Source organism: Azospirillum sp. TSH20 (assembly GCF_003115935.1).
Classification (GTDB): domain Bacteria; phylum Pseudomonadota; class Alphaproteobacteria; order Azospirillales; family Azospirillaceae; genus Azospirillum.
In genome coordinates this window covers 1-2,879 of record NZ_LGQU01000156.1, presented here as the reverse complement: position 1 = coordinate 2,879, position 2,879 = coordinate 1, and the positions used below count along the sequence as shown (strand labels likewise).

General features: G+C 73.9%; 1 protein-coding gene. It reads right to left on the bottom strand.

The features are described from left to right. Positions 1–98 precede the first annotated feature (98 nt). A partial coding sequence (locus TSH20_RS32240) for an SbcC/MukB-like Walker B domain-containing protein (protein ID WP_109493019.1) occupies positions 99–2,879 on the bottom strand: 2,781 nt, incomplete at its 5' end.

Below are 2,879 nucleotides of genomic sequence, written 5' to 3'. Positions count from 1 at the left end.
AGCTCTCGCACAAAGCTTCGCTTTGTGCTGACGCGGCAGGCGGACCGCAGGTCCGCTGAGAGCGGGGGAGGTTAGGTGGGGGTCTAACTTTGGCCCCTTCAAACCCCCTCGACCTCCTCCATCGCCACGCCCAGCGCCGTCCCCGCCACCGACTGCACCGTCACCCGGCTGCGCCCGCCGCCCAGCGGCATCACGCGGATCTGCGTGCCGATTCGCTCGACCATCGCCGGAACGTGGCTGATGACGCCGACCTGACGGCCGCCGGCCTGCAGAGCCTCCAGGCAGGACAGCGCCACGTCCAGACTGTCGGGGTCGAGCGTGCCGAACCCCTCGTCGATGAACAGCGTGCCGATCCCGCCGGAGGTCCCCGCCGCCATTGCCGACAGGCCTAGCGCCAGGGCTAGCGACACCAGGAACAACTCGCCGCCGGACAGGCTGTGCACGCCGCGCCGCTCGTCGCCCATCTCGCGGTCGACCACCTGGATTTCCAGATCGGCCCCCGCCACCCGCTCCAGCCGATAGCGGCGGGCGAGATCCTCCAGATGCCGATTTGCGTGGGTCAGCAGCAGGTCCAGGCTCAAGCTCTGGGCGAAGTTGCGCATCTTCTGACCGTTCGCCGAGCCGATCAGCTGTGCCATCTTGCCCCACAGCGCACAGCGCGCCTGCTGCGCCTCGATCGCCACCCGCAGCCCGGCCAGCCGTTGCCGGTTGGCATCATCGGCCTCCAGCCGTCCACGCGCCGAGCCCAGCCGGTCGCGGTCCCGTTCCAGAACCGCGCGGGTGCTCTCGGCCGCGGCGGCAGCGTCTTCGGCGCTCAGCGCCGGCCCCCCCGCGGCATGGTGATCGGCGCGCTGCCGCCGGCGCTCGGCCACCACCAGCGCCGCGTCGCCGCGCGCCCGCTCCAGCACCGCCAATGCCAGCTCTTCCGCCTCCAGCTCGCTTTCGGCCGCCGCCAGCAATCGGCGAACCTCGTCCAACCCGGCGCCACGCTCCGCCGCCGCGCGCTCCAGCCGCTCGCCGGCCGCCCGTGCCTTGTCGGCACACTGCCGCGCCGCCTCGCCCCGGGTCTCGCGCTCACGCTCCGCCGCCGACAGCCGTGCGACGGCGTCCTGCCGTGCGAAAGTGGCTTTTTCCACCAGGGCTTCGGCCTCGTGCCGCTCCCCGGCCAATGCCCGTCGCACCACCGCCACCGGCCGGCCACCCAGAAGAGCACTTCGCGTCGCCCGCGCCTCCGCCAGCCGGCCGGCGAGACCGTTAGCCCGCTTGCGCGCCTCCTCCTCGGCCCGCAGCGCGGCGTCCGACTCCGCCGTCTGTACCGCGAGTTCGCCGGTGGCCCGTTCCACCTCGCGTGTGGCACGGGCCAACGCGCCGGTCTTTTCGCGGCACTCGGCAACCCGCGACGCCAGTCCGGCCCGATACCCGTCCGCTTCCCGTTCCAGCCGTGCCCGCCAGTCGGCTTCCCCGGCCAATCCCTCATCCAACTCCGCCAGGGCAGCATCCCGATCTGCCTTTGCCCGGTCCAGCGCCGCCACCGCCAGCGCCAAAGCCTGCCGTCCGTCGGCCAGCCGATGCCGGTTCGCCTCGCACTCCGCCGCCAGCCCAGCCGCCGCGGTCTCGAGCCGCCGATGGTCCTGTTGAGCGGCATCCACCCGCCTGCGGTGGTCGAGCGCCCGTTCCTCGTCGGCCGCAATGGCCGCCAGCCGCCGGTCGGCCTCCTCGACCGCGTTGCGGATGTCGACCAGCGCTCCGCCCTCTGCCTCCCAACCGGCAGCCGTCGCCTGTTCCGCCCAGCGCAGTTCCAGCCCCTCGGCTTCCCGCACCATGGCGGCCAGCCGGGCCGTCAGTCCCTCGGCGCCCTTGCGCGCAGCCCCTTCCGCCGCCTCCAGCGCGGCATGGCGGGCGACTGTCGCGGCAAGCGCCTCGCGCAATTCGGCAAGGCGCTTTTCCTGATCCCGCGTCACCCGGCCGAGCGGCGTCGCCCCGGCCTCCGCCCAGGGATGCTCGGCCGATCCGCAGACCGGGCAGGGCTCTCCCTCCTCCAGCCGCCCGCGCAGGCTTTCCACATCCTCGCGCTGGGCCAGCATCAGCCGTTGCAGCGTGTGCTCAGCCTCCTCGACCGCCGCCTGCTGCCCGGTTTGATGGTCGGCAAGCTCCCGCGCCGCCGTCCCGTCGCGCTCCGCCTCAGCCAGCAGCCGAAGCCGCTCACCCTCCGCCACTTCGCGCTCGACGGCCAGCCGCTGCCGAGCTTCGCCGGTGGCGAGCAGCGCCAGCAGCCGGTCCCGCCGCAGCCCCGCCGTTGCCCGCGCCTGCCGCGCCTCCTCCAGCGACGGAACCGCTTCACCCCGAAGGCTTTCCAGCGCCCGCTCCGCCGCCTGACAGCGCGCGCGCGCCTCCGCCAGCCGGGCGTCCGCCGCCTCGGCGGTGGCGGCGGACGCCGCAAGCTCCCGCTCCAGCCGCCCGCGCTCCCGCGCCGCCGTCTCGCCGGTGCGGGTGTCGGTGATGGCGCGAGCCAGCAGCCGGTCCCACCGCTCCCACTGCGCGGCCATCGCGGCGATGCCGGCCTGTTCCCGCAGCCAGACCTCCAGCCGCGCCACGTCGTTCCGCGCCGCCGACAGCATGGTTTCGATGTCGCGTACCGCCTTCCCTGCCGCCCCGACGCGCTGCGTCGCCACCTTCGCCGCGGCCTCGGCAGTCTCCTGCTCGCCGGACAGCATCGCGATCCGTCCATCCAGATCGGCCGCGCATTCAAGATCGGGTTCGGCCTTCATCTCGGCCGTGCGGGCGTCCTCGAACCGCCGGCGGGCCTCGCCATGGCGGGTGGTGGCTTCCTCCACCGCAAGCCGCGCCTGTTCCCAGGTCGCCGCCGACCGGTCGACCGC